This window comes from Mesorhizobium sp. M1088, from assembly GCF_040318575.1.
Taxonomy (GTDB): Bacteria; Pseudomonadota; Alphaproteobacteria; order Rhizobiales; family Rhizobiaceae; genus Mesorhizobium.
This window is the reverse complement of record NZ_JAMYMO010000001.1, coordinates 58,211-79,061: the sequence shown is the minus strand read 5'-3', so window position 1 is coordinate 79,061 and position 20,851 is coordinate 58,211. Positions and strand designations below refer to the sequence as shown.

The following is a 20,851-nucleotide window of genomic DNA, read 5'->3' as shown; positions in this document are numbered from 1 at the left end:
ATTAGCGGCGCCTCTCGGCTTCGAAGTCCAGTTGTCCTTCGGACAGATAGCTGCGCCTTTCCATCAGGGTTTGCGAGGAACTTTCGCCAAGGTATTCCAGCACGCCGGCGCGTGCCCTGTTGAGCCGGCTCTTCACGGTTCCCACCGCGCAACCGCATATTTCGGCCGTTTCCTCATAGCTGACGCCCAGAACGCCTATCAACATCAGAACCTCGCGCTGGTGCTCAGGAAGGCTCTGGATGGCCTGGTGGACCTCCTTGCCCTGTACGGACCATTCCTGCGTCGCTTCCGAGATCGGCCGCAGCGAAGCGCAGTCGAGCAGGCCGGGCGCTTCCCTCACCGCGGCCCTGACACGCGTGTAGTAGGTGTTGCGCATGATCGTGAAGAGCCATGACTTCATGCGCGTTCCAGCTTCGAACTTGTCAATGTTGGCCAAGCCCTTGGTCAGCGTCTCCTGGACCAGGTCGTCGGCATCATCGGGGGTGCGGCAGAAGGTGCGGGCGAAAGCCCTCAAAGCGGGTATGAGGTCGACGATGGAAACTTCTTCGGTTTCGCGAGTCGCCAAGGCGTAGGCTGTAGGTGGCAATGGTCCAGCTCCCGTCCAGAATGAGTTCGTGAGCGCAGACCAGTTAAATGCATTGGGCGAAAGATCGTTCCGGTTGGCGAAAGCACCCGGCTCCAGAAACCGGAGAGGACTTGGCTGAGCAATCCCGGCCGACGGCGATATTTTTGACGGAACAACCATCGGGATCGCGGAGTTCAAAATCAAGGTCGTCCGACAAATTCGCGCGCCGACACTTGGCGCGTCGAAATGCGATCTCGTAGCGAGCCTTAGCTGCGACCTCAAGGGCGGCCCGCCACCTCAAGAAACAGGAGGAGTCCATGACAGGAAACAAGCACGCCAAAGGCAAAACGCCGGCCGATAGCGATCTTGCCAACGATCCCGGCATCGGCAGTTCCAGGGGCACGATCAAGGAGGGCGACCGGCTCGATCAGGGCAACAATACGTTCGAAGGCGATGTCGAGAACGACACCACGCCGCAAGGCGGTATCAATCCCCGGCAAAAGATGCGGACCAACAAGTGACCGGCTGCGCACGATCGAACAAACCTGCTGCAACCCGTGCAGCAATCCCGCGTTAAAGAGCATGAGCCTTCAGTCTGCCCCGGACGTTGATGCGACAGGCTCTTTCGCGGAGACACAGATGACAAAAAAATCGTTTGGCCGCCCCGTTCCAATTCTCGTCGGCCTTGGTTTCCCTCGCCATGTCGAGAATATCTGGCAGGCCTATGACGTCTTAAATGAATGGCCGAGCCGCGGTCCGGCGCACAAGGCGGCGTTCGACGCCTGTCGCGCCGGGCTGGCTGACGAGGTCGACGTTGAGACGGTGCGCGCGGCGTTCGATAAATTCGCCCGCAAGGTGGGCATTCTGGCCTACGATATCGCAGCCGAAACACCAGCACGCGCCAAAACAGCTGCGAAGGCCTACGACGTTTGGCTGAAACGCCCGTCGGACAGTCGTGTAGACCCTGAAGACACGCAGCTTGCTTGAAGCGACACCTTGCTTGAACCGGGAGGAATACGGTGCAGAGAATGGAGTTCGATACACCTGTTTGCATCTATTTCGGCAAGCCCGGGCGATCGCGATTGGTCAGTTCCGTTTTCGAAGCAGTACATTGCCTGAAAAGCGAGAAATGGCCGGCGCGCAATGCCCCACTGGCGCTGGCGGCCGCTGATGTATTGAATCGCGCCCGAACCGGTGAAATTACGGCCGGCAAAGCGCGGCAAGCGTTTGTCGACGCCGCGTGGGAGGCAAACATTCTTGTCGAAGGCGAGCCGCATGATGGGCATGCCACGACAGCCTTCATATCGGACTGCGGGTGAAGCGGCAGGCTGCCTCCCTGAAGTTCCGCCCAAAGCTTGGTTTATCGCGAATGATTGGCGTCCTCGGCCTTTTTCTCGCGCTGCTGCCTGAGGATTTCGTCGGTTCCGACGAGCTTCTTCGATCCGCCCGGGATCGCGGTGGAGACGACCGCCGGTGGGTCGCTTGCCGGGAAGGAATCTTCCAGGCCTGCCTGCAATTGGTCTTCCAGCGTTTGCGGCTCTTCAGAGCGGCCGGGGGTCCTTCGGGTATCTACGCTCTCCAGCGGCTGTGTCATGTCCGGCGAAGACCTGACTTCTCGAATCCAGCCATAGAGCTGTTCGATGGCAAATTCCTTCATCGTGTCGAAATCGGCCTTTTCGTCACGCAATGCCTCGATTTGGTCGACCATGGTCTTCTCGAAACGTTCGAGGCTATCGCTTCCGCAGGCCCGGCAGAGACGCACCAGCGCCTGGCGCAGTATGAGTGGCGCAAAGTGCGCCGTTGCCTCAAGCCTGAGCTGCTGCAAACGCTCCGGGGTAGCGGCTTGGAACTTCGACATGCTCGACCTCTTCGCCTTGTGGAGCATGTCAACGAAAATTGTCGGCGGATGTTCCATCGGCGGCCGCTGCATCGCTCGATCCTCAGCGGTGCGCGCCACCACCGACTGCCATGCGGATACCGAGACCGACGACGACGCAGCCTGCCACCCGCTGCTGCCAGAGCCTTACCTTCGGTCGTTTCATAATCCAGGCCCCGAGCGTGCCGGATGCGAGTGCATATGTGCCCAGCACCAGCACACCGGTCATTTTCTGGGTGCCACCGAGCAGCAGCAATTGCAGCGTGACCGATCCGCGAGCAGGATCGACGAACTGCGGAAGGAATGCCACCATAAAGGTTATCGGCCAAGGATTTATCAGATTGGCGATCATTCCTTCGCGTGCGGCCACAAGCGGTCCGACATTGCGCGCCTCCTCGACGGCGACGCTGGCTGACGGCAACAGCACCAGACGCGATCCAAGCCAAACGAGATAAGCTGCACCCGCCCAGCGAAGCATGGCAAAGGCAAGCGGCGATGCCTGGAGCAGCGACGATATGCCGAGGGCAAGGAGCGGCAGCTGGACCATACCGGCGCCGAGGGTCATTCCGAGGACGGTGAACAGGGCAATATCACGGCCCTGCCCGATGCCGCGCGCAATCACCAGCAGACTGTCGGGCCCCGGCGGCATCTGCATCAGGATGACCGTTCCGACAAAAGCCGTCCACGAAGCGGGATCCACGCCGCTACTTCGCCCCGGTTTCGTAAGATGCCTTCGCGCTGTCCTTCAACTGGCCGGCATCTCGCATCGTCTTGAGTGCTTCGTCCCTCGTCAGGCCGCACCTGCGGGCAAAAAAATCGATCTCATAGGCCAACTCGGCCGACAGGTCGTGTTTGGCATGCATTCTTCGCTTGTGTTTGCGTGCGCCCATTCAGGCTCGGTCCCGGATACGTTAGTCTTCCCGAACTCACATCGGATCAGTCGGTTCCACTGCCGGACCAATCCACTTTCCGCAGGTTTTCTCACGCGCTGTCTGGCCGGCCCACCCTATCCTTGAGTTCGTTCAGGAACGCGAGCAGCGCGTCCTCAGGATCGTCGGCCTCTTCGGTCAGCATATCGATGCCCCAGTGGCCGAGAACAGCCTCCTGGACGATGCTCGGCTGCGACATGAAGATGAAGGATTTCGGGCGGCTCTTTTCGTAGCCCGACCGCCGCCAGGTCTGCCAAAGCCTGTGCAACAGCAGACGGATGTTCATATCAGACATGCTGTAGCCGATGAACAGGAGGGTGCGCCCCAGTGCGTCGGCGCGAAACTTCACGTCGAGCGGCGAATCGAACGAAAGCCGGTCGAAATAGTCGGTCTCCGCCAGGACCAGCGATTTGTCGTCGTCGAAATCGCCGTGGAATTTGATAATCTGCGTCACCTCGCCGGTCGTCTTGGGCAAGTCCTTTGCGTTGGCCACCTTCACAAAGGGCCGGCCATGAATCTCGAAGGCAACCTCGAGGTTGCGATCATAATTGGTGGTGTAGATGATCGGAAAATCGAGCGATACGATGAGCTTGTGGATTGCCGACCGCTGCACTTCTTCCCGCGAGACGCTCCATTCACGATCCATCCAACTGCGCAAAGGGCCGAGGCTCCCCTGCTTCAGCCGGTAATATTCGGCAAGCGCCTGATAGCTGGCCTCCGGTGCGCCGATCATGTCCTCGTCAAGGCCGAGCTCGTTTTGCATGTGTTCGATGAGCTTTTGCCAAGACGGCAAGCCGACGCTCATCGACACCCCGGCTCCAACGAACAAGATAGCTCGTCGCTCTTTCACCGATTGAGCCAGTTGCTCGACTGCGGACAGCATTCGACACAACTGCCAGAAGTGCTGCTCTGTTCCGACGGCGCCTGGACCATCGCAAGAATAACTCCGATTTCCGGTTGAGTGCCAACACCCAGATCGGCTGTCCCGAGTTCCGGTCGCCCGAGTTTGTCCGACCGAATCCGATATTTATTTCGTTCCCTTTGGCACTTCTGCGCCTCCTACGCGTTGGAGAGTGTTCAACAAAGACGGCGCAGCTAATGGATCGCCATCGGATTGTCTCGGTAGCATTATGTCTGTTCCTGCTTACGATCGGCGCCGTCCAGCAAAAGGCTTGGGCTCAAGCACCTTGCCCGGCCGACCATGACAAGTTGCTGGCCGCCCTCAAGGCCAACGTCAAATCCAGCGGCGGTCCCGGCAATGGCGGCTTCGACACTAATGAATGGGCGGCAGTCGTGGCTCGCGACGGAACTGTCTGCGCCGTCGCCTTCAGTGGGCCTACCGCCGACGCCCAGTGGCCTGGCAGCCGGCTGATCGCCGCCGAAAAAGCCAATACCGCCAACGGGCTCAGCCTCGCCCACATGGCGTTGTCCACCGCGAACCTCTATGCGCCGGTGCAGCCCGGCGGTCCTCTATTCGGCCTGCAGGCCACCAATCCGGTCAATCCAGCGGTGGCCTATGCCGGCGATCCTTCGACGTTTGGAAGCTCCAGCGATCCATTGCTGGGAAAGCCTATCGGCGGTGTCGTCGTGTTTGGCGGCGGCCTGGCTCTCTACGACGGCAAGGGGATCGTCGGGGCCCTCGGGATAAGCGGCGATTCCCCCTGTGCCGACCACAATGTCGCCTGGCGTGTGCGCGCCGCGCTCGGGCTGGACAAGGTACCGGCAGGCGTCAACCCAAACCGCAAGGACGCTATCATTTTCGACCTCGATCCCGGCGGCAAGAGCGCTTCCGGCTGGGGCCATCCATTGTGTGCCGGAAGCGAGGCGGACGTGGCGGCGGAGCTTGGCGCCGGGGTCGGCGGCTCGATACGCAAATGAGGAAAGGGCGACAAGTGGCGGCGAAAACTCGTGTGTCAGCCAAAGGCGGAAACAGGCCAATGGCTGCGAGGCTGGGATGGACGCTGCTGGCGGGGTTTGCACTGATGACGGCGGCGGTTGCTCAGTCTTTATCAGGCCCTGCGATAAATCCGCCGGCCGCGGCTGCTCCGCCCGACGACGGCCAGTGGGCGATGCCGGCAAAGAACTACGCCTCGACCCGCTACAGCGAACTTGCGGAGATCACCGAAGACAACATCAAAAACCTGCAGGTGGCCTTCACCTTCTCGACCGGCGTCAACAAGGGCCAGGAGGCTGCGCCTCTGGTCGTCGGCAACACGATGTACATCGTGACGCCGTTTCCCAACATCCTCTATGCGCTTGACCTTACCAAGCCCGGCGCGCCGATGAAGTGGAAATTCGAGCCCAATCCCGAGCCCGCCGCGCAGGGCGTTGCCTGTTGCGACGTGGTCAACCGTGGTGCGGCCTTCTTCGACGGGCACATCTATTTCAACACGCTCGATGGTCATGCCATCGCCGTCGATGCGGCCACCGGCAAACCGGTCTGGAACACCCATATCGGCAACATCAATATCGGCGAGACCATCACCATGGCGCCGCTGGTGGTGAAGGGGAAGGTACTGGTCGGCAATTCCGGCGGCGAAATGGGCGTACGCGGCTGGATCAAGGCGCTCGACGCCGGCGACGGGCACGTCGTCTGGACGGCCTACAATACCGGCCCGGACGCCGACGTGCTGATCGGCCCCGATTTCAAGCCGCATTACGACATGGACAAGGGCAAGGATCTCGGGGTGACATCGTGGCCGCCCGACGCCTGGAAGATCGGCGGCGGCAATGTGTGGGGCTGGATTTCCTATGACCCGGACCTCAACCTGATCTTCCACGGCACCGGAAATCCCGGTCCGTGGAATCCGGATCTGCGGCCCGGCGACAACAAATGGACCGCCGGCATCTTTGCCCGCGATCCCGACACCGGCGCAGCAAAATGGTTTTATCAATGGACCCCGCACGATTTGCACGACTACGACGGCATCAACGAACAGGTGCTGCTCGACATGACCTGGCAGGGCAAGCCCCGCAAGGTGCTGGTCCGACCGGAACGCAACGGCTACGTCTATCTGTTGGACCGCACTACGGGCGAAGTACTGTCGGCAGTGCCGTTCGGGCCTGTCAATTCCAGCAAGGGCGTCGACCTGAAGACCGGCCGGCTGATTGTAAATCCGGACAAGAAGACCGGCACCGGCAAGGTCGTCCGCGACATCTGTCCCACCGCATCGGGCCTCAAGGACTGGCAACCTTCGGCGTTCTCGCCCAAGACCGGCCTGCTCTACATCCCGCATAATAACATGTGCATGGACGAAGAAGGCGTCGAGGTGAATTACATCGCCGGCACGCCCTATGTCGGCATGAACGTGCGCATGATTCCCGGGCCGGGCGGCAATCGCGGTGCATTTACTGCCTGGGATGTCGCCGCCGCCAAGCCGGCGTGGAGCCTGAAGGAGAACTTTCCGGTGTGGAGCGGCGCGGTCGCCACCGCCGGCAACGTCGTGTTCTATGGCACGATGGAAGGCTGGTTCAAGGCGGTCAGCGCCAGGACCGGCGAACTGCTTTGGCAGTTCAAGACGTCGTCCGGCATCATCGGCCAGCCGATCACCTATCGCGGCCCGGACGGGCACCAATATGTTGCGGTTCTTTCGGGCGTCGGCGGCTGGGCCGGTGCGATCGTATCCGGCGATCTCGACCCGCGCGACGCCACCGCTGCGCTCGGCTTCGTCAACGTCATGAAGGATCTGAAGGATGTAACCACGGCGGGAGGTACGCTGTATGTGTTCCGGCTGCCTTGAGACGATCGGCCGCGTTATGTGCTCACGGAAAACGCGTTCGCGGCGGCTTGCCGCCGCGGTTGGCGCACTGGCGCTCTCGCTTGTGGCCGCCGTTGCCGATGCGCGCGAGTTGAGGATCTGCGCAGATCCCAACAACATGCCGTTCTCCAATGCCACCCGGGAAGGCTTTGAAAACAAGATTGCCGAACTCGTCGCCCGGGAGCTGGGTGCGACTGTTTCCTACACGTGGTGGGCACAGCGGCGCGGCTTCGTCCGCAACACGCTGAAAGCCGGCCTGTGCGATCTGGTGCCCGGGACGCCCACCAATCTCGAGATGCTGCGCACCACCGCGCCCTACTACCGGTCTTCCTACGTCTTCGTGACACGCAGAGATGCGCCGGAAATCGCGTCCTTCAACGATCCTCGCCTGCGCGATCTGCACATCGGCGTCCAGCTGATCGGCGACGACGGCGCCAACTCGCCACCCGTCCAGGCGCTCGGCAGTCGCGGCATCGTCGGCCATCTCGTCGGTTTCCCCGTCTATGGCGACTATTCGGCGCCAAACCCGCCAGCGCGCATCATTGAGGCGGTCGCGAATGGCGACATCGATATGGCCGTCGTCTGGGGGCCGTTGGCCGGCTACTTCGGTGCCAGGCAAAAAGTACCGTTGCGGATTACGCCGGTTGCACCGCGCATCGACGGTCCGCTGCTGCCGATGATCTACGACATCTCGATGGGCGTGCGCCACGACGACGATGCGCTGCGCAGCGAGGTAGACGCAGCGCTCGCCAAACACCGCGCCGAGATCGATGCAATCCTGGCGGCATATGACGTGCCTCGCCTCGACATCGCCGGGGCGGCAGCGCGATGAACCGCGGCCTTCCATGCGTGCTGTCGGCGATGCTCGTTCTTGCCGCCTGCCAGCGTGAGGAACGCGACACGCGTCCACAGTCGGCGCTCGGCTCGGGCGACCAACCGGCAGCCGTAACGGCCCTCGAGCCGGGCGGCCAGCGGCCAGCCTCGTCCAACAACAAGGCCGGAGTGTTCGAGGCCAACGCCTTCCACCTCAGCGAGGGCAAGCGTCTGTTCAACTGGTTTAACTGTTCCGGCTGCCATGCCAATGGCGGTGGCGGCATGGGCCCGGCGCTCATGGACCAGAAGTGGCTCTATGGCAGCTCGATCGAAAGCATCCACGCCACGATCAGGGACGGTCGGCCAAACGGCATGCCGAGCTTCCGGGACAAGATCCCGGACGACCAGATCTGGGAGCTTGCGGCCTTCGTCCGCGCGTTGAGCGGCAACGCGCCAAAATCGGCTGCGCCGAGCCGCGACGACGACATGATGCCCCATCCGTCCGAAAATCGCCTGCCGGATGCCGCGACTCTGGGGAAGTCGCCGTGAACCGCCTTGTTTGCAGCGTGTGCTGCGGCGCAGCCTGCATGCTGCTCCTTGCAGGATGCAGCGGCTGGCAATCCGCGCTTGACCCAAAAGGCCCGGCCGCGAGCGAGCTTGCATGGCTGATCTGGTTCTTCACAGCACTGTGCACGGTGGTCTGGCTTTTGGTGATGGCCGTGCTGATCCTGCCATTGGCCCGACGCCCCGCGCCGGTCGGCGATCCGCTTGTCCTCGACGCTGCCGCCGAGCGCGGCAAGATGCGAATTGTCGTCGCCGCACTCGCCGCTACCGCCCTGATCCTGGTCGGCCTGACGCTGCTGAGCTACGTCGCTAACCGGACGCTTGCCGCCATCGGCTTGGATGCGGCGCTGACGATCCGGGTGACCGGGCATCAATGGTGGTGGGAGGTGCGCTACGAAAACGATCAGCCGAACCGCATCCTGACGACCGCCAATGAAATCCACATCCCGGCGGGCGAGCCGGTGCGGCTTGTAGTAACCTCGACCGACGTCATCCATTCCTTCTGGGTGCCGAACCTCTCGGGCAAGCTGGACCTCATTCCAGGCCACGAGAACGTTCTCGATCTGAAGGCTGACAAGCCCGGCGTCTATCGCGGCCAGTGCGCCGAGTTCTGCGGCGCGCAGCACGCCAATATGAGCACCTTCATCATCGCCGAACCTCGGCCCGTCTTCGACGCGTGGCTGAACGATCAGCTGCGGCCGGCAGCTGCTCCCGTGTCGACCGAGGCCAAAGCCGGCCACGACCTGTTCCTCAAACGACCATGCGTGATGTGCCACAAGATCGGCGGCACCATCGCCGGCGGTACGGTCGCTCCCGACCTTACACATATCGCAAGCCGGCGGACGCTCGCTGCCGGAACGCTGGCGATGAGCCGCGGCAATCTCGCAGCCTGGATAGCCGATCCGCAAGGGATCAAGCCAGGTGCCCACATGCCCGTGGTGGGACTGAACGGGGACGAGCTGAACGCGATAGTAGCCTATCTCGAGGGCTTGAAATGAGCAGCGCCGACCTAGCCCATGGGCGAGACCTCGCCCCGCAACGCGCCGCAGCACAAAAGGGTGACCTGGCTCCCGAGCGCGACGGCCCTCGCGATACCGGCCTCGACGACGCCAGCCTCGAGCGCTGGCTGGCGCGGACATGGCAGACCGTGCCGGGCATCATCGGTGCGCTCTCGAGCGTCGACCACAAAATTGTCGCGCGGCGGTACCTGATCACCGCTTTCGTCTTCCTGTGCCTCGGTGGCCTCAGCGCCGTTGCCATGCGCATCCAACTGTCGGGGCCGGAGCGCGGGCTGATCGGGCCGGACCGCTACAACCAGCTATTCACCATGCATGGCGTGACCATGATGTTCCTGTTTGCAGTGCCAATCGTTCAGGCGACCGGCATCTATCTCGTGCCGCTGATGGTCGGCACCCGCAACATCGCCTTTCCGCGCCTCAATGCATTCAGCTTCTGGATTTATCTCTCCGGTGGCCTCTTCGCCTGGGTGTCGTTTGCACTCGACATGGCGCCCGACGTCGGCTGGTTTTCTTACGTGCCGCTGTCCGGTCCTGAATTCGGGCCAGGCAAACGTTCCGACGTGTGGGCGCAGATGATCACCTATACCGAAGTGTCGTCGTTGGCGGTCGCGGTTGCCACCATCGTCACCGTGCTGAAGCAACGCGCGCCGGGCATGTCGCTGGACAAGATTCCGCTCTATGTCTGGGCGATGCTGGTCACCTCCTTCGTCATCGTGTTCGCCATGCCGGCGGTCATGATCACGTCGACCTTCCTGATCCTCGACCGTCTGGTCGGCACCCATATCTTCAATCCCGCCGAGGGTGGCGACGTACTGCTGTTCCAGCACCTGTTCTGGTTCTTCGGCCACCCCGAAGTCTACATCATTTTCCTGCCGGCCACCGGCATGGTGTCCTCGATCATCGCCGCTTTCGCCCGGCGTCCGGTATTCGGCTATCTGGGCATGGTTCTGTCGCTGATTTCGGTCGGCTTCCTGTCGTTCGGCCTGTGGGTTCACCACATGTTCGCAACTGGCCTGCCCAAGCTCGGCGCGAGCTTCTTCACCGCCTCGAGCATGCTGATCGCCATCCCGAACGGGCTGCAGATCTTCTGCTGGCTGGCGACATTGTGGGACGAACGCCCGATAATGAGGACGCCGCTGCTGTTCGTGTTCGGCTTCTTCTTCACGTTCGTCGCGGGCGGCCTGACCGGCGTGATGCTGGCGTCGGTGCCATTGGACCTGCAAGTACACGACACCTATTTCGTTACCGCGCATTTCCACTACGTGCTGATCGGCGGGTCGGTGTTCCCGCTGCTTGGCGCGACCTATTTCTGGTTCCCCAAGATCACCGGCCGGATGATGAGCGAGCGTCTTGGACGCTGGCACTTCTGGCTTGCCTTCATAGGCTTCAATGCGGCGTTCTTTCCGATGCACATTGTCGGCCTGTGGGGCATGCCGCGCCGGGTCTACACCTATCCGGTGGAGCTCGGCTGGGGCAACATCAACCTGTTCATCACAGCCGGCGCGGTCGTCCTGTTCCTAAGCTTCGTTCTGTTCACCATAAACCTGGTGTACAGCGCCTCGAGGGGCGCCCCGGCCGGGGACAATCCCTGGAATGCGGGCACGCTTGAATGGGCGACAAGCTCCCCGCCGCCGAGCTATAATTTCGCTCGGATTCCGGTGGTTACCCACTCCGAGCCGCTCTGGGCCGAACGTGACACGCTGCCTGTCGCGACCGGGCTTCGCGTCGACGCGCGCGAACTTGTCATTTCGACGGTGGCAGAGGCGCATCCAGATGTGCGCGAGAAGTCGGCGACGCCGTCGATCTGGCCATTGTTCGCCGCGCTCGCCGTCGGCGCCACCTTTCTCTATTCGATCTTCAGCCCGTGGGCGGTGGTCTGGGGAGCCGGGCCAATCGCCATCACTTTGATCGGTTGGTTCTGGCCGAAAGGCGATCCGGAGGATGAGGAATGAAACAGCGTCCTGCCGCCGATCTTTCCAAACTCCCGACCTTCGGGATCGGACCGCGCAGCCCGACCTGGTGGGGCACTCTCGCTTTCATGGCGCTGGAGGGCACCGGCTTCGCGCTCGCCGCAGGCGCCTATCTTTACCTCGCCTATCTGTCGCCCGACTGGCCATTGGGCGTGCCGCCGCCCAACCATTGGCCAGGCACCATCGTCACACTGTTGCTGCTCGCCAGCGTGGTGCCCAATCACATACTGAACCGCTACGCCGAAGCCTGTGCCATGGTGCCCGTGCGCATCGGCCTGATCGTCATGACGCTGCTCGGTATCGCACCGCTTGTCGTGCGGTGGTTCGAATTTCCGGCCCTCAACATCTATTGGGATACCAATGCGTACGGCTCAATGCTGTGGGTCCTGCTCGGCCTCCACACCACACACCTGATCACCGACGTCGGCGACACGCTGGTGCTGACGGTCCTGATGTTCACGCGCCATGGCTATAGCGGCCGGCGTTTCGGGGATGTTGGCGACAACGTCTTCTACTGGGATTTCGTGGTCGCGACCTGGATCCCGATCTATCTGTTGATCTATTGGATGCCGAGGCTTGACTGAGATGCGTGCGCTTCGCTTGGGCACATCATGGGGCGGGCTGTTGTCCGGGCCTTTGGCCTGGGCGGTGTCGACGCAGCTGAATTACGCGGTCGTGGAGTGGCAGTGCGCCCACGGCATTCCTGTCATACCGGTCGTTGCGCTGATGCTGACGGTGCTGGCCTTGCTCGGCGGGGCGCTGTCGTGGCGGGCGCGACAGCAAGGTGGCGCCGCCTTTAAACCGGACCGTGCGCGCGGCACCGAGGATTTCGTCGCCAATATCGGCATTCTCAGCGCGTTGCTGTTTGCGCTGGTAATCGTCATGCAAGGCGCCGCCTCGCTCATTCTCGACGGCTGTCTGCGATGAGCTTCGACGCGCTCTTCTCGACCTCGATCTGCTACGGTGCCGGTGCCCCGCAGGCCGGCTGGACACTGGCGTTGCCGATCACGCTGCCGCTAGGCGTGGTCGCACTGCTTTACGCGGCAGGCGCCTTTCGGCTGTGGCGGCGGAGCGCCCGCAGCCGCCCGTTGCGGATGCGACAAGCCCTGCTGTTCGCGACCGGCTGGGCCATTTTGGCGGCAGCACTGGTCAGTCCGCTCCATGCATTGGGTGAGCGCGTCTTCACCGCCCACATGATCGAGCATGAGCTGTTGATGGCGGTGGTGGCACCCCTGCTGGTCGCCTCCCGTCCGGCGGCGGCGATGATGTGGGCATTGCCGATCAAGCTGCGGCTGGCATTTGGCGCAGCCGGGCAGGCGAAGATGCTTCGAACCGTTTGGGCCGCCATCAGCCGCCCTGTTGCCGCGACCTTCCTGCACGGCGTCGCGATATGGGCGTGGCACGTTCCGGCGCTGTTCGAGGCGGCGCTTGCACGGGGTGTCCTGCATTATGCGCAACATGCCTGGTTCTTCGGCACAGGGCTGCTGTTCTGGTGGGTGCTGCTGCCGCGTTCAGGCCGCGAACAAGCCTATGGCAGCGCAGTCATGCACCTCTTCTTCACCTCGCTGCATACCGGCCTGCTCGGGGTGCTGCTGCTGGTCTCGCCAAGGCTGTGGTATCCGGTGAACGCAGCCGGTGCGAAATTGTGGAACCTTAGTCCGCTCGAGGACCAGCAGCTCGCCGGTCTGGTGATGTGGGTTCCGGCCGGCCTGATCTATGGCGGCGCGGCTTTGCTGCTGGCCGGCCTGTGGATCCGCTCCAGTGGACAGAGAAGATGGGAGACGTCGCATGCGCTCCAAGCTGTCTAAGCTGGTCATTGGTGCCGGGACGGCAATTGTCGTGCTGGCCGCAGCTTGGACGGCGCTGACGTTGTGGCCGGAGCGCCTCATCAGGGTCGCGCATAAAACGGACAATGCCACCAGCAGCATCGGTGTGCGCGCCACATCGCGCTTTACTCCGTCCGGACCCATACTCGGCGCCGCAGCAATTGTCTTGCTCGTTGCAGTCCTGGCCGGGATCGCGTTGTACTTCGAGCAAAGCCGTCGAGTGGAGCAGAAGGCCGACAATGCAACCGGCGGTGTTGGCGCCCGCGCTATACCCATCATGATGGCCAATGGCTGTGCTGGATGCCACACGATCACCGGCGTTCCCGGCGCGCAGGGAATGGTCGGTCCACGCCTCGACGCCAGCTTGGCCACCCGGGTCTATATCGGCGGCGTATTGTCCAACAACCCGCGAAACATGGTCCGTTGGATACGGGCCGCAAGGGAGATCAATCCGCACGCGGCAATGCCTTCGACAAGGATTTCCGAGCAGGAGGCGCGGGACGTCGCTGCCTACCTCTATTCGCTGAAATGACATCGTTGCTCGCCTAGTCGAGATCAAACCCTGCCGGCAGTCTACCGATGCCGGTTTGCCGGGACCGGCAATCGTCACCGCCTTCGGCTCGATGCCTTAGTTGCCGACGAACCTTTCGGAACCGGCCCGCATCGGCGAGGCTGCCCGCGATTAGTCGGACATCGCCGAGCGCCGCTATGCCCGGTAATCTGCTGTGCGGATTGTTTCGCGGGCATCTCGGATATGAGCTTCTTTGGCGAGTGGGCCGAGTGCAATCTCGACGTCGTCGTCCCAGTCGAATTGACGGGGTGGTTGTTTTTTTCAGAATTGGACAGTGCTGCTGAGAATTGCGTGCCACGCCGTGGGCAGACACGCCTCATGGAGCCGAAGAACCGAACGGATTTAGAGCGAAGAATCGGAACGGACCGGAGCGCCTCGGCTAATGACTTGAGCGCCGCAATCACCTTTGTCAGCGGAAGGTTGCGGGCTCCTAGCCGACTTCGATGTTCCAACCGCGAGGCGACCGCGGTCGGAGTCGCCACGAACGACCGTAGCGCAATCACGTCGTTTCGGGAGACTCGTTCGATTTGGGAGCCTCGTCGGTCTCCGGCAAACGATCGCGAATGGCTTCCTCGGTTTTGCTTGCCGTCTTTTTCACGACTTTCTCGACGCGGTCGACCAACGTCTCGGCGTCGCCGCTGGAACCCTGTCGGTCAGCCTCTTCCTTTACAGTCTCATATGCTTCGGCGGCGACCTGCTTGGCTTGCTCCACGCCTTCTTCAAAGACTTCCTCGGCACTGTCACGAAGCTTGTCGCGGTAGGGGCCGAGTTGCGCGTCCTCAGCGGCGGTGTGAGGCAGCATCACGCCAATGGCGGTGCCCACGGCAAGGCCTACCGCGGCCATTGCCAGAGGTTCGCGCTGGAACAGGTCCTGAGCCGACTGCCGCACCCGCCCCGTCCTATCGGTGGCGGCCGAGCCGACCTGCCCGGCTGTGCTTCTCAATCTTTCTTTGGCGCCGCTCGCAACGTCTGCCACAGCCTCAGCCGCACCGCCTGCCACGGACGCAACCGAACGGGCGGTATCGGAGAGCATGGAGCCGGCGGAACCTTCGCCCTCGGCACCGTACTCATCGCCGCGTGAGTCCTGCCAGGCCCCGCCCAAGCCCCTCTGGTCAGAGAAGTTTCGGGTGCCGTCAGGTTCCCTGCCGGTCGAATAGGCACCAAGTGCTGAACTGTCTACCGACGTGCCCTTGCCTAGCATCAGCCAGGCCAGGCCCGCGCCGACCAATGTAAGCGGCAACGGATTGTCCCTGACCTGAGTCTTAAGATTGCTGAGCATGGCGGATCCCTCGCCGCTGAACATCCCGGTGAATTCGTCGATCAGCTGACCTGGTGTCATCTTGCTCCGGATCGAGTCTGCCGTGTCCGTTATCTTGGCACGGGCAATGTCGGCATCGCGTTCGAGTTCGGCTGCGGATTTGTCGGTCATCTTATCTGGTCCTTGATCACGCGTGCGTCGCGTTTAAGTTGGTCTTGGGTCCGGTCGGGGGTCAACTCTGAGGGAGCCATGCTTGCCTTGCCGGAGCGCAGGAGTATGACGCCCAGTACTGCCACCACGACGCCGACGAGCAGCGAGGACCATCCGGCTCCCAGGCCGGCGCTCGCCAAGGCAATCACCAGCGCCTGCAAAAGCACCATCAGGGCGGCAAGCAGGCAAATGACGCCTCCCATTACCTCCACGGCGCCGGCGCCGGCCTTGCTTAACTTTTCTGACATTTCAGCCCGCAACAGCCTGCTTTCGGTTTGAAGCAGTGTTGTGACCTGCTGTGCCAGATCGCTGACAAGGGTTGTCAGGCTGCGAGTGTCCTGGTTGTCAGTCATGGGTTTCGCTCCAGGCTTGCATTGGCCCAGTCATCGCCGGACTGATCGGATCCTAACGGGGCTGGTTCAACTGGCTCTGCCGATCGCCATCCCGACTCATTCGAGCTAGGACCCGTCTCGGGCGCCCGGCCTTTTCCCGACTGGCCCGGTGCTCCGGTTTGGGCAGAGGGTGGCGAGCTCTTGATGAACCGCCCCAAAGCCAGGCCTGCCAATACCGAGCCGGCGATCAGCGCCCCCGAGTTTTCGCGGCCGAACGACTGAATTTCGCCAAGCACCTCGTCGAAGGGTTTATCCTTCAGGGACGAGGAAAGCCGCTCGAGCCCGCCTGCGGCGTCAAGGGCGAATTTCGAAGCGGTCCGTTGATCATTGTTGGCAAGATGCTCGCTTGCCGCGCGCAATGCGCCGCTGAAGGCCTTGAGACTGGCGCTCATGTCGCGCTGCGTTCCCTCCGCCTTGTTGAACAATGCTTGCTTTGCTTCCGATGCGTAATCTCCGGCTTTCCTGGTGATCTCGTCACGCGCATCGTGGAGCGCTTCCGTCGCGGTCTGCTTTTCCCGTTGTAGTCTTTCCGAAAGCTCGCTTCTGGCTGTCTCGAAATCGGCCGTCTGACGGCCTTGATCGTCTTTGTCCTGCATGGTGTCTCCTAGTGGAATCCGAGGAAGGAGAGGATCGCAAGCACGACGACGACAAGGCCGATGAGATAAATAACACTGTTCATGGCGCAATCTCCTCCACTGCGCACCGAACTTGCCTGTGCTTCCCGTGTTCCCCCAGACGTCATCTTTTTTGGTAAGCGAAGCCTAACCAGCCTCAAGACGAGCTCTTGTCCTGTGCCGATAGGGGTGAGCGCGCGGTTGGAAATGATACGAGACCGGACTCCGGTGCGACTTACAGGTCGAGACGCACGTCCGCTCCGGCAGATATTCGCGGTGCAGGGGCCGGAATTTTCCGCAGTGCTTTGACAGGGCATTATCGCAGTGGGACCTGCCTGCGACCTACCACTCGATTGCTGGCCGAGCGACCATCAGCCAGAAAATCCCGAGCACGGCAGCGAAGGCGGGGAAGCCGAAGGCGAACCACAACCAGAAGAGCCGATGGTAGCGCGGCGGCAACGGCGCGCCTGCAGCGGCGGCTTGCGATGCCAGCTTGCGCATCTCCATTTGCATCCAGACGACCGGGAGCCAGAACATTCCGGTGAAGATATAGAGCGCGATCGAAAGTACGATCCAGCCCTCCGACAGCGAGTAGCCTGCCTGCCAGGCGAGCGCGGCTCCGGTCAAAGGTTGCGCGACCACGGCCGTCGCTGTGAAAAGGAAGTCGGCGACGACAACGATACGCGCCACCGCCGCAACCGTCGCGGCATTGCCGGTCCTGTGCGCGAACAGCATGAAGAAAGCGATGCCGGCGCCGGTGCCGAGCAGCACAGATGCGCCGATGACATGCAGAAATTTCAGCAGGAAATAGAGCATCAACGCTCCTCCAGCACTGCCAAGGCCACAAAGTGCAGCACCAGGATCGGCAACACCTTGAGGAATGGCCCAAGCGGGTCGTTCCACAGATCGGGGCTCAGGAAGCTTCCGACGACCAGATAGAAGAGCGAGAGCGCGATGCCGCCATAGAGGCCTTTTCGCGCCGCCGGCCGCCAGGCTAGGAGCGCGCCGACGGCGATGTCGGCAAGAGCACCGGCTATCACGGTCGGCACCGACAATATGCCACCCCCCGTGCTTTGCATCAGCTCGACGCCACCGTTATAGCCGGTGGTCAGCGACACAATACCCGTCACGATCCAGAAGAAGGGCAGGACGACGAAGATCGCAGGCTTGATGAAATACAGCCGGGCAAACCATTTTTCCTGCACCGTTGCCGGATTGAGCGCGAGGAAACCCGCCAGGGTTTGCGGGCGTATGCCGGTCGTGGCGGTCCAGTCCGAGGGATCTCCAACCGCTCCTCGGGCAATCTCTCTGGCCGCGTTGGTGCGCATCGGTGGACGCCAGCCGAACATCGCGGCAAGGTCGCCGAGGCGGTAGAGAAGCCTCGCAACAGCCGCCGGCAAGACAAACCTGGCTGCAGGAGCCCAGCCGAGCCATCGGCGATAGCTGCCGACGACCTCGTCCATGCTCAGCTGTTCGGGACCGACAAGTTCCAGCACGATGCGAGACGGACTGGCGGGATCGAGAAGGAAGACGACGGTTGAGACCACGTCGTCGAGCTGCACCACTTGGAGCCGGCCGGTGCCGGGCATGGACGGCAGCACCGGCAGCGAGGCGAGACCCCTAAACAATGCGCTGGCCCCAAACACCGGCCGGCCGAGCACCACGGACGGGCGCAGGATCACCCAATCCAGATCAAGCGCCATAAGCGCTTGGTCGCCAGCCAGCTTCGTCGCCGAGAATGCCGAAGGCTGCGCCCGATCGACGCCGATTGCCGAGAAGTGGATCACCCGGGTAACCCCTGCCCGCGCACAGGCGAGGAAGAGTGCTGCCGCCGCCTCGCGATGGACTTCGCGCGTCTTTTCACGAGGGCTATCCTGCAGAACGCCGGCACAATTGACGACGGCGTCTATGCCCCTGAGATGCGGTAGCCAGTCTTCGGGCTGCAGCGCCACCGCCATGTCCAGCACCAGCAATTGATAATTGCCGGTCCGGTTTGCGCCGGGGCTGCGGACCAATCCGATCACCTCATGTCCTTCGGAAAGAAGGCGTGCTACAACGGAGGCACCGATTAGGCCGGTGGCGCCGGTAACCAGGACTTTCACTGGACCCCATTCTCCGACGGCGGGAAAATATCGTTCATTCCGGTTTATCGCGCTCGATACTCCCCTTCATACCGGAAAGTTCTTCCGTCGTGCATAACAACCGCGGCCGCGCCGGATCGGAGATGTCGAGCTTGTCCCAAGGGATGCGGTACATGCTGTCGCGACTGCGCAGTCGAAAGACATTGAGGACCGCAATGCCGATGGCCGAAGCGGACAGACGCTCGAAGGCCGCGTAGATGCCGACATAGTACTCAGCAATCACCAGGTCGTCGCCATCCGATTCTGCGCGTATCTCCTCGATATGACCGATGCTTTTGCCGCGCTGCGAAAGCACATTCCTGCCAGCCAATTGCTCGAGATTGATAGTAGCCATCATCCAGCTCCCGGGATACGCCCAATGACATGATCGCGCAGCCAGTCCTGCCAGTCGAAAATCGCCGTTTCGCGGACGTCGATATCGAACTCGATGTCGACGCCGATGTCGCGCACCTTGTTCCAGGCGATGCGGTGCGGCTCGGCATGGCGCTTGCCGCCGAGCCTTGCCGCAAGCCGCGCCATCCAGCGCCCCGGCCGCTGGCCAAGCCGGCGCGCCAGCGTGATCGAGCCGAGCTCGACCGCAATGATTTTTGGCGGCTTGCCTGGCCTGAGTTCGGCCACCAGCCCGTCAACCTTGCCGATCTTGACCTGCTTGCGGTCGACCACTTGCTTGTCCAGGATGTCGCGCAGCAAATCCATCACGTGCCTCCGAATATCTGCAAAGGAATGGTCACGATCGCGAGCACGAAACCGAGCGCGATGATGAAGATTACCGCGGCATTCGCGATGATGCCATTGCGGTGCTCGCCGACATAACGCTCGTCGTTCAGCAGGAAGAGGAACGGCACCACGGTCAGCGGCAGGCTGGCGGCCGTCAGCGCCATGGAAAAGATGGTGAGCTTCAGCGGATCGAGACCCAGTGCGATCGGAATGGCGGCGAGAAACAGCGAGACCGTATACACGGTGCTGAAACCCGGGTCGTCGCGCGGTTTCAGGTTCTCGCCCCAGGTCCAGCCGAAACCCTGCGCCACAAGGTAGGCTTGCTGCAGGCCGATTTCGAGCGCGGCGCCGAAGCAGGCAATGCCTAGTGACGCAACGAACAGGACGAACCCCCAGAAACCGAAGATCTGGATCAGCATCAGCGGCAGTTGGTGGTAGTCGTCGACCTGCACTATGCCGTGTGCTGCCAGAACGAGCGCCGCCACAATCAGCACACCCATAGCGATTGTGCCGCCAAAACTCATGCCCAGGCCGGCAATCGCCCGATTGGCTCCGAGATAGCTCTTGTCCCACTCGTCCTCGATCGCTCCCGACGAATAGAACATGAACAGATAGGGCGAGATCGACGCACCAAGAATGCTGACCGCCATGAACCAGTAGTTGGCCGCGTCGTGATCCGGCAGTGTTGGCACGGCCCCGGCCGCGACCTGCCTCCAATCGGGCTTCAGCATGACGGCGCCAACCACGAAGCACAGCGTGACCAGCCCGAGGATCGCGACGCCTTTTTCGATGAGTCCGAACGTGCCTTTCCAAAGGAACAGCCATGCCAGAAAAGCGACCGGCAGCGCCCACCACTGAAAGCCGATGCCGGTGGCGAGCTCGAGCGCAATGGCAACACCGCCGATTTCGGCTGCCATGACCAGGAAGTTAACCAGCAAAGTGGCGAGCAACGGCCACAGAAAGGCGTTGAAGCCAAACCGTTCCCGGATCCCGTCGGCGATGGTGTGATGACTAACTGCGGCGAAGCGTCCGGCCATTTCGACCAGGAAGATGATGCAGATCGTGCCCAGGACGACGGCCCATATCAGCTGAAACCTGAAGGCGGCGCCGGCCTGAGCGGCGGTCGCCATTGATCCGACCTCAAGAAAGCCGCCAACGCTGGTGACGACGCCGAGCGATATTTCGAGCAGCTTCTTCATGATTTCGGCGCGAAATATTTCGCGTAGGACGTGCTCAGGTCGGCGGCGGCGGCCCGCAGATCCTGCTGCGCGTGTTCCACTTCCGAGCGGTTGCCGTACTGCACGGCCGTCGCCGCGCGAATTGCCGCTGCCGAAAGCCGTCCAACTGCCATCGTCAGACCGGCTTGCCCGCCGGGCTCAGGCGACTTGGCGGACTGGATTTGCGCACCGGCATCGGCGAGCGCCTTGCCGGCCGATTGCAAAGTGCGCGACGTGTATTCCGACGGGGCTCCCCCAGCGATCCAGCTCTCCAGGACCAGCGATGCGGTCTGTGTGGCGGAAGCCGCGGTTTTCGACTGCTGCTCGACCTGGCCGGAAGGCGAGCATGCCGTCACTACAAATATTATCAGCAGCAAGCACAGGCGGTCTGGTCGAGGACCGACGGCTGTA

27 protein-coding genes are annotated in these 20,851 nt (G+C 62.2%); 13 read left to right on the top strand and 14 right to left on the bottom strand.

From position 1 onward, the window contains the following. Position 1: 1 nt before the first annotated feature. Positions 2-565, bottom strand: coding sequence for a sigma-70 family RNA polymerase sigma factor (locus tag NKH49_RS00490; protein ID WP_352488584.1), 564 nt, complete (start codon positions 563-565; stop codon positions 2-4). Between the two features lie 317 nt (positions 566-882). Between NKH49_RS00490 and NKH49_RS00485 the strand changes: the two genes are divergently transcribed. From NKH49_RS00485 to NKH49_RS00475, 3 genes are all read left to right on the top strand, one after another. Continuing rightward, on the top strand, positions 883-1,086 hold the full coding sequence (locus tag NKH49_RS00485; RefSeq protein WP_292657608.1) for a hypothetical protein: 204 nt from the start codon (positions 883-885) through the stop codon (positions 1,084-1,086). A gap of 118 nt (positions 1,087-1,204) precedes the next feature. Beyond that, a complete protein-coding gene (locus NKH49_RS00480) occupies positions 1,205-1,552 on the top strand; it encodes a DUF982 domain-containing protein (protein WP_352612104.1) in 348 nt (115 codons plus the stop codon). Between the two features lie 41 nt (positions 1,553-1,593). Further along, on the top strand, positions 1,594-1,884 hold the full coding sequence (locus tag NKH49_RS00475) for a DUF982 domain-containing protein (protein WP_352612102.1): 291 nt from the start codon (positions 1,594-1,596) through the stop codon (positions 1,882-1,884). A gap of 41 nt (positions 1,885-1,925) precedes the next feature. On the opposite strand, the gene NKH49_RS00470 is transcribed toward NKH49_RS00475, so the two are convergent. The 4 genes from NKH49_RS00470 to NKH49_RS00455 all read right to left on the bottom strand — a co-directional run bounded on the left by NKH49_RS00470 (position 1,926) and on the right by NKH49_RS00455 (position 4,253). Beyond that, positions 1,926-2,423, bottom strand: coding sequence for a hypothetical protein (locus tag NKH49_RS00470; RefSeq protein ID WP_254818816.1), 498 nt, complete (start codon positions 2,421-2,423; stop codon positions 1,926-1,928). Between the two features lie 82 nt (positions 2,424-2,505). Beyond that, positions 2,506-3,141 carry a LysE family translocator gene (locus NKH49_RS00465; protein WP_352476452.1) on the bottom strand — a complete coding sequence of 212 codons (636 nt, stop codon included), beginning with the start codon at positions 3,139-3,141 and terminating at the stop codon, positions 2,506-2,508. Positions 3,142-3,145: 4 nt separating this feature from the next. After that, entirely contained in the window at positions 3,146-3,304 is a 159-nt protein-coding gene (locus tag NKH49_RS00460; protein WP_352612099.1) for a hypothetical protein, read from the bottom strand. Positions 3,305-3,422: 118 nt separating this feature from the next. Beyond that, positions 3,423-4,253, bottom strand: a complete 831-nt coding sequence (locus NKH49_RS00455; RefSeq protein WP_352612097.1) for an SIR2 family NAD-dependent protein deacylase — start codon at positions 4,251-4,253, stop codon at positions 3,423-3,425. Positions 4,254-4,468: 215 nt separating this feature from the next. Between NKH49_RS00455 and NKH49_RS00450 the strand changes: the two genes are divergently transcribed. The 10 genes from NKH49_RS00450 to NKH49_RS00405 all read left to right on the top strand — a co-directional run bounded on the left by NKH49_RS00450 (position 4,469) and on the right by NKH49_RS00405 (position 13,852). Further along, positions 4,469-5,248 carry a heme-binding protein gene (locus NKH49_RS00450; RefSeq protein ID WP_352612095.1) on the top strand — a complete coding sequence of 260 codons (780 nt, stop codon included), beginning with the start codon at positions 4,469-4,471 and terminating at the stop codon, positions 5,246-5,248. 104 nt (positions 5,249-5,352) lie between these two features. Continuing rightward, complete coding sequence (locus NKH49_RS00445; RefSeq protein WP_352612696.1) at positions 5,353-7,110, top strand: methanol/ethanol family PQQ-dependent dehydrogenase; 1,758 nt, start codon at positions 5,353-5,355, stop codon at positions 7,108-7,110. 16 nt (positions 7,111-7,126) lie between these two features. Then, a complete protein-coding gene (locus NKH49_RS00440) occupies positions 7,127-7,960 on the top strand; it encodes a substrate-binding domain-containing protein (protein ID WP_352612093.1) in 834 nt (277 codons plus the stop codon). After that, entirely contained in the window at positions 7,957-8,490 is a 534-nt protein-coding gene (locus tag NKH49_RS00435; RefSeq protein ID WP_254818823.1) for a c-type cytochrome, read from the top strand. The genes NKH49_RS00440 and NKH49_RS00435 overlap by 4 nt, the downstream gene beginning before the upstream one ends. 38 nt (positions 8,491-8,528) lie before the next feature. Further along, complete coding sequence (gene coxB, locus NKH49_RS00430) at positions 8,529-9,503, top strand: cytochrome c oxidase subunit II (RefSeq protein ID WP_352612091.1); 975 nt, start codon at positions 8,529-8,531, stop codon at positions 9,501-9,503. Continuing rightward, a complete protein-coding gene (gene ctaD, locus NKH49_RS00425) occupies positions 9,500-11,476 on the top strand; it encodes a cytochrome c oxidase subunit I (protein ID WP_352612089.1) in 1,977 nt (658 codons plus the stop codon). The genes coxB and ctaD overlap by 4 nt, the downstream gene beginning before the upstream one ends. Further along, positions 11,473-12,078, top strand: a complete 606-nt coding sequence (locus NKH49_RS00420; RefSeq protein ID WP_352612087.1) for a cytochrome c oxidase subunit 3 — start codon at positions 11,473-11,475, stop codon at positions 12,076-12,078. Before ctaD ends, NKH49_RS00420 begins: the two co-directional genes overlap by 4 nt. 1 nt (position 12,079) lies before the next feature. Beyond that, positions 12,080-12,421 carry a hypothetical protein gene (locus NKH49_RS00415; RefSeq protein WP_352612694.1) on the top strand — a complete coding sequence of 114 codons (342 nt, stop codon included), beginning with the start codon at positions 12,080-12,082 and terminating at the stop codon, positions 12,419-12,421. Beyond that, positions 12,418-13,302 (top strand): cytochrome c oxidase assembly protein, encoded by an 885-nt coding sequence (locus tag NKH49_RS00410; protein ID WP_352612085.1) that lies wholly within the window; start codon positions 12,418-12,420, stop codon positions 13,300-13,302. The genes NKH49_RS00415 and NKH49_RS00410 overlap by 4 nt, the downstream gene beginning before the upstream one ends. Further along, positions 13,283-13,852: a c-type cytochrome gene (locus NKH49_RS00405; protein ID WP_352476444.1), complete on the top strand. Its 570-nt coding sequence runs from the start codon at positions 13,283-13,285 to the stop codon at positions 13,850-13,852. Before NKH49_RS00410 ends, NKH49_RS00405 begins: the two co-directional genes overlap by 20 nt. 538 nt (positions 13,853-14,390) lie before the next feature. Here the strand turns inward: NKH49_RS00405 and NKH49_RS00400 are convergent. The 9 genes from NKH49_RS00400 to NKH49_RS00360 form a co-directional block, all read right to left on the bottom strand. Further along, positions 14,391-15,320: a hypothetical protein gene (locus NKH49_RS00400; protein ID WP_254818830.1), complete on the bottom strand. Its 930-nt coding sequence runs from the start codon at positions 15,318-15,320 to the stop codon at positions 14,391-14,393. Then, positions 15,317-15,712 carry a phage holin family protein gene (locus tag NKH49_RS00395; protein WP_254818831.1) on the bottom strand — a complete coding sequence of 132 codons (396 nt, stop codon included), beginning with the start codon at positions 15,710-15,712 and terminating at the stop codon, positions 15,317-15,319. Before NKH49_RS00395 ends, NKH49_RS00400 begins: the two co-directional genes overlap by 4 nt. Further along, positions 15,709-16,437 carry a WXG100 family type VII secretion target gene (locus NKH49_RS00390; RefSeq protein WP_254818832.1) on the bottom strand — a complete coding sequence of 243 codons (729 nt, stop codon included), beginning with the start codon at positions 16,435-16,437 and terminating at the stop codon, positions 15,709-15,711. The genes NKH49_RS00395 and NKH49_RS00390 overlap by 4 nt, the downstream gene beginning before the upstream one ends. A gap of 270 nt (positions 16,438-16,707) precedes the next feature. Next, positions 16,708-17,181, bottom strand: coding sequence for a DUF2269 family protein (locus NKH49_RS00385; RefSeq protein WP_352612080.1), 474 nt, complete (start codon positions 17,179-17,181; stop codon positions 16,708-16,710). Beyond that, positions 17,181-18,467: an SDR family oxidoreductase gene (locus tag NKH49_RS00380; RefSeq protein ID WP_352612078.1), complete on the bottom strand. Its 1,287-nt coding sequence runs from the start codon at positions 18,465-18,467 to the stop codon at positions 17,181-17,183. The genes NKH49_RS00385 and NKH49_RS00380 overlap by 1 nt, the downstream gene beginning before the upstream one ends. A 34-nt stretch (positions 18,468-18,501) precedes the next feature. Beyond that, entirely contained in the window at positions 18,502-18,840 is a 339-nt protein-coding gene (locus NKH49_RS00375) for a hypothetical protein (protein ID WP_352612076.1), read from the bottom strand. After that, the gene (locus tag NKH49_RS00370) at positions 18,840-19,202 is read right to left on the bottom strand and encodes a hypothetical protein (protein ID WP_352612074.1); all 363 of its coding nucleotides are present in this window, start codon (positions 19,200-19,202) and stop codon (positions 18,840-18,842) included. The genes NKH49_RS00375 and NKH49_RS00370 overlap by 1 nt, the downstream gene beginning before the upstream one ends. Beyond that, on the bottom strand, positions 19,202-20,422 hold the full coding sequence (locus NKH49_RS00365; RefSeq protein WP_352925093.1) for an NRAMP family divalent metal transporter: 1,221 nt from the start codon (positions 20,420-20,422) through the stop codon (positions 19,202-19,204). Before NKH49_RS00365 ends, NKH49_RS00370 begins: the two co-directional genes overlap by 1 nt. Further along, on the bottom strand, positions 20,419-20,796 hold the full coding sequence (locus tag NKH49_RS00360) for a hypothetical protein (RefSeq protein WP_352925092.1): 378 nt from the start codon (positions 20,794-20,796) through the stop codon (positions 20,419-20,421). The genes NKH49_RS00365 and NKH49_RS00360 overlap by 4 nt, the downstream gene beginning before the upstream one ends. Positions 20,797-20,851 lie beyond the last annotated feature (55 nt).

Coding starts and splice junctions, on each gene's coding strand:
- NKH49_RS00370 (WP_352612074.1), bottom strand. CDS start 19,202: ATGGATTTGCTGCGCGACATCCTGGACAAGCAAGTGGTCGACCGCAAG.
- NKH49_RS00460 (WP_352612099.1), bottom strand. CDS start 3,304: ATGCATGCCAAACACGACCTGTCGGCCGAGTTGGCCTATGAGATCGAT.
- NKH49_RS00415 (WP_352612694.1), top strand. CDS start 12,080: ATGCGTGCGCTTCGCTTGGGCACATCATGGGGCGGGCTGTTGTCCGGG.
- NKH49_RS00435 (WP_254818823.1), top strand. CDS start 7,957: ATGAACCGCGGCCTTCCATGCGTGCTGTCGGCGATGCTCGTTCTTGCC.
- NKH49_RS00470 (WP_254818816.1), bottom strand. CDS start 2,423: ATGTCGAAGTTCCAAGCCGCTACCCCGGAGCGTTTGCAGCAGCTCAGG.
- NKH49_RS00480 (WP_352612104.1), top strand. CDS start 1,205: ATGACAAAAAAATCGTTTGGCCGCCCCGTTCCAATTCTCGTCGGCCTT.
- NKH49_RS00420 (WP_352612087.1), top strand. CDS start 11,473: ATGAAACAGCGTCCTGCCGCCGATCTTTCCAAACTCCCGACCTTCGGG.
- NKH49_RS00405 (WP_352476444.1), top strand. CDS start 13,283: ATGCGCTCCAAGCTGTCTAAGCTGGTCATTGGTGCCGGGACGGCAATT.
- NKH49_RS00375 (WP_352612076.1), bottom strand. CDS start 18,840: ATGGCTACTATCAATCTCGAGCAATTGGCTGGCAGGAATGTGCTTTCG.
- NKH49_RS00440 (WP_352612093.1), top strand. CDS start 7,127: ATGTGCTCACGGAAAACGCGTTCGCGGCGGCTTGCCGCCGCGGTTGGC.
- NKH49_RS00475 (WP_352612102.1), top strand. CDS start 1,594: ATGGAGTTCGATACACCTGTTTGCATCTATTTCGGCAAGCCCGGGCGA.
- NKH49_RS00485 (WP_292657608.1), top strand. CDS start 883: ATGACAGGAAACAAGCACGCCAAAGGCAAAACGCCGGCCGATAGCGAT.
- NKH49_RS00455 (WP_352612097.1), bottom strand. CDS start 4,253: ATGCTGTCCGCAGTCGAGCAACTGGCTCAATCGGTGAAAGAGCGACGA.
- NKH49_RS00450 (WP_352612095.1), top strand. CDS start 4,469: ATGGATCGCCATCGGATTGTCTCGGTAGCATTATGTCTGTTCCTGCTT.
- NKH49_RS00385 (WP_352612080.1), bottom strand. CDS start 17,181: ATGCTCTATTTCCTGCTGAAATTTCTGCATGTCATCGGCGCATCTGTG.
- NKH49_RS00365 (WP_352925093.1), bottom strand. CDS start 20,422: ATGAAGAAGCTGCTCGAAATATCGCTCGGCGTCGTCACCAGCGTTGGC.
- NKH49_RS00410 (WP_352612085.1), top strand. CDS start 12,418: ATGAGCTTCGACGCGCTCTTCTCGACCTCGATCTGCTACGGTGCCGGT.
- ctaD (WP_352612089.1), top strand. CDS start 9,500: ATGAGCAGCGCCGACCTAGCCCATGGGCGAGACCTCGCCCCGCAACGC.
- NKH49_RS00445 (WP_352612696.1), top strand. CDS start 5,353: ATGACGGCGGCGGTTGCTCAGTCTTTATCAGGCCCTGCGATAAATCCG.
- NKH49_RS00395 (WP_254818831.1), bottom strand. CDS start 15,712: ATGACTGACAACCAGGACACTCGCAGCCTGACAACCCTTGTCAGCGAT.
- coxB (WP_352612091.1), top strand. CDS start 8,529: ATGCTGCTCCTTGCAGGATGCAGCGGCTGGCAATCCGCGCTTGACCCA.
- NKH49_RS00400 (WP_254818830.1), bottom strand. CDS start 15,320: ATGACCGACAAATCCGCAGCCGAACTCGAACGCGATGCCGACATTGCC.